General features: G+C 41.9%; 5 protein-coding genes. 3 read left to right on the top strand and 2 right to left on the bottom strand.

Features of this window, described 5'->3' with window-relative positions:
* The first annotated feature begins 171 nt into the window (after positions 1 to 171).
* The gene (locus AB4238_RS05395; protein WP_372032080.1) at positions 172 to 489 is read left to right on the top strand and encodes a putative quinol monooxygenase; all 318 of its coding nucleotides are present in this window, start codon (positions 172 to 174) and stop codon (positions 487 to 489) included.
* Between the two features lie 57 nt (positions 490 to 546).
* Here the strand turns inward: AB4238_RS05395 and AB4238_RS05390 are convergent, their stop codons facing one another.
* Positions 547 to 1,185 (bottom strand): NAD(P)-dependent oxidoreductase, encoded by a 639-nt coding sequence (locus AB4238_RS05390; RefSeq protein ID WP_372032078.1) that lies wholly within the window; start codon positions 1,183 to 1,185, stop codon positions 547 to 549.
* Positions 1,186 to 1,326: 141 nt separating this feature from the next.
* Between AB4238_RS05390 and AB4238_RS05385 the strand changes: the two genes are divergently transcribed.
* Together AB4238_RS05385 and AB4238_RS05380 are read left to right on the top strand one after the other, a co-directional pair.
* Positions 1,327 to 2,235 carry a LysR family transcriptional regulator gene (locus tag AB4238_RS05385; RefSeq protein ID WP_372032076.1) on the top strand — a complete coding sequence of 303 codons (909 nt, stop codon included), beginning with the start codon at positions 1,327 to 1,329 and terminating at the stop codon, positions 2,233 to 2,235.
* A 197-nt stretch (positions 2,236 to 2,432) separates the two neighbouring features.
* On the top strand, positions 2,433 to 2,702 hold the full coding sequence (locus AB4238_RS05380; protein WP_372032074.1) for a hypothetical protein: 270 nt from the start codon (positions 2,433 to 2,435) through the stop codon (positions 2,700 to 2,702).
* Positions 2,703 to 2,855: 153 nt separating this feature from the next.
* Here AB4238_RS05380 and AB4238_RS05375 read toward each other — a convergent pair whose 3' ends face one another.
* Positions 2,856 to 3,029 (bottom strand): ester cyclase, encoded by a 174-nt coding sequence (locus AB4238_RS05375; protein WP_372032081.1) that lies wholly within the window; start codon positions 3,027 to 3,029, stop codon positions 2,856 to 2,858.
* Positions 3,030 to 3,033: the final 4 nt, after the last annotated feature.

The following is a 3,033-nucleotide window of genomic DNA, read 5'->3' as shown; positions in this document are numbered from 1 at the left end:
TAAAAAGCGTAAACTCTTACGTCGATATTAACTATATAAAGGTATCACTCGGGCTTGTTCAACACTTGGGATAAGGACGCGGCTGCGCGCGGCCTATCCTTATTTGTTAGGTGTAATAAAATTATTTAATAAAGTTTCCATGTTGATATAAAGATTTAAAGGATAAGGGCCATGAAACAACAAAATAACAAAACACAGAAACAAGCGGTTTTAGTCGTGGTTAACATGCAATCAAAGCACATTTCACAACAAGGTTTGTACGATATCACTCTGAGTTTAGTCGATGAAACTCGACAAGAGCCGGCGTGCCTTGAGTATAATTGTTATAGCAGCATTGATGATGACAGCGTGATGGAAGTGATACTGTTTGAAAATGTAGACGGCCACCAAACACACATGAATAGCCCCCATGTATTAGCATTTCAAGCAAAATACCAAGCATTAGATTTACAATATGCTGTACAGCGTGTTGATTACAAGCAGAACTAAAGGTAACGACCTCGCCACCTTTAAATTCTACATAACTATAAAAACAAAGAATTGATGCTAGTAAGCAACACCGATTTGTTGACGAGGGTGTTGATGAGATTCCAACTCATCAATCATTGCCTTGGCATAGTCGCCAACTGAAATTCTACTAGCGCCATTTTCATCTACGATGAGCTGTTCAGCACCAACTCGGTATTGAGATAAGGTTTCTCCTGGAAATATTTCTGCGGCAGGTGAAACAAAGGTCCAATCTACAGTTGATGTATTTTGTTTGAACACCTCTAACGCTTCCCCCTGAGCTATCGCTTCACTCTTATATTCTTCAGGAAACTCTGCTGTTGAAACTAAGCTAATGCCAGGGGCTACTTGCAAGGAACCTGCGCCTCCAACCCATAGTAAGCGTTGAACATTGGCTTCTGGCAATACTGTCAGCAATTGTAGTGCTGTATGCCTTACAATCTGATGGTTTCCAAGCGAACGACCACCGATGGAAGCAATAACTGCATCGACTCCCGATATGGCTTTAACTAATTCAGTACCCTTTGAAAGTAGGTCAACAGTATGGATCTCAATATCCGAATGCTGAACTTTGCTAGGATCACGAACCAAGGCCACGACATCGTGTCCACGTTGTTTTGCTTCATTCAAAATGTGACTGCCAATCCAACCTGATGCACCTAAGACTGCTATTTTCATAATAACTTCTCCAATAATTTACTTGTTTGTTGATAACCTCAGCAGTGTAATAGGGCGCCAGTAGGAGATAAATATTCAAATATGATGTAGATTGTTTCAATATGCGTTGCTAATTGAATGAGCGAGAAGCTGATAAAATCAATGGATAGATTAACCGCCATGCGCAGTTTTGTTGAAGTTGCCCACTGTGCAAGCTTTACTAAAGCAGCTGAGCGACTCGGTTTGAGTCGGCTTCAGGTTTCCAGGCATGTAAATGAGATCGAAGCCTGGTTAGAACAACGGCTATTACACCGCACCACGCGTAAAGTCAGTCTGACCACTGCAGGCGAAGCGGCGCTAGTGCGTTGTGAGAAGATATTGCATGAAACACTGGAGTTAACTCTCTCTTCCAAAAGGCACACTCCCTGTTTGTCAGGCACTATTCGTATAGCTGCACCGATAGGATTAACACAGAACATTCTGTTAGACGCCGTCGAGTTATTCATTGAACGCCATTCCGCAGTGAGTATTCAATTGTTTGCATCAGATCAATTCGCCCAATTGGTCGATGAGCGAATTGATATCGCATTGCGATATACCGACAAACCAGCAGACAACCTCATTGCGCGTAGGCTAATGGATATCGACTCTGTAATTTGTGCATCTTCTGAATATATAAAACAATACGGTGAGCCGAAACAGCTTGAGGAGTTAGAAAACCATAACTGCTTTTTGCATTTAGAACGAACAAGCTGGGAATTTATAACCGATAATACTCGACGCATAATTGAAGTCTCAGGCTCAATAAAAGCCAACGAACTCGGGGTATTGGTACGCGCAGCGCAGCACGGTAAAGGCATTGTATTGCTGCCGTGCGATCTCGCCAATCCGCTAATTGCAGCAGGTTCGCTACAGCCGATATTAACTGATTATGTTGTACCAAGCACCTGTTTATGGGCGGTTTATTTGTCTCGCAGTTACCAGCTTCCTATAGTGCGTCAGTTTATTGATTTCTTAGCCGAGCATTGGTCTGACGATATCAAGTTGCTCACGCAGCTTGAATCAGGTTAGGGCACTTCACTATGCTTTAATACTATCACTTCGCTATTTATCGAGTTGAAGTCATCATTGGCTTAAACTGCATCAGCCAGACTAACCGCAGTTTTAGTACTAGTTTGCAATATTCAGCTTTTATTCTATTGCTTACAACGCACATACGGCATAATGACGCGAATGCTTAACTAAACCGTAAATAGAGAGTCGTTTTAATGGACACTGAGCAAGATAGCTACATGACTGAAGAAACACTAATTGAAACCGTCGAAAACCAAATTGCCGATGGCGAGCCTAGAAAAGTCAAAGAGACTTTAATGCGTTTGGTCATGACCGGTACACCGCGTGAAGAAGCGATTCAATGGATGGCATGCGCACTGGCGATTGAAGTAAGTGACGTTATGCAAAATAACGCATCGTTCAACCAAGCACGTTACGCCCAACATTTAGATGCATTGCCAAATTTAGATTGGATGGAAGATTAGTCATAGCGCAATCGTCGTTCGGCTAAGTCTACTGAAACCCCGATAACATTACTTATAGTTATCGGGGTTTTGCTTTATGAGCATATGAAACGTGCACATTAAAAAGAACGAACTAAAGCAGTGGCAGGGATCATGTGATTGTTAATATAAATTTTATTGTGGCTTTAATTGCTGCATCAATTGAAATATTTGCTCTATATGCCAGATTTCAATTATTTGGCCTTTACCATTTAATTGGAAAATATCGTGGCCTGCATAGTACGCCGTTTTGTTGCTAGCTGGCATACCAAAGAAATCACCGACATGTTTGGCGAGCCTGTGTCGGATTCTG

The organism is Shewanella sp. 10N.286.45.A1 (assembly GCF_041470405.1).
Taxonomy (GTDB): Bacteria; Pseudomonadota; Gammaproteobacteria; order Enterobacterales; family Shewanellaceae; genus Shewanella.
This window is presented reverse-complemented; position numbering and strand designations above follow the sequence as displayed.

Bases quoted from the DNA above. Each gene is read 5' to 3' on its own strand.
- AB4238_RS05395 (WP_372032080.1), top strand. From the start codon at position 172: ATGAAACAACAAAATAACAAAACACAGAAACAAGCGGTTTTAGTCGTG.
- AB4238_RS05390 (WP_372032078.1), bottom strand. From the start codon at position 1,185: ATGAAAATAGCAGTCTTAGGTGCATCAGGTTGGATTGGCAGTCACATT.
- AB4238_RS05380 (WP_372032074.1), top strand. From the start codon at position 2,433: ATGGACACTGAGCAAGATAGCTACATGACTGAAGAAACACTAATTGAA.
- AB4238_RS05385 (WP_372032076.1), top strand. From the start codon at position 1,327: ATGGATAGATTAACCGCCATGCGCAGTTTTGTTGAAGTTGCCCACTGT.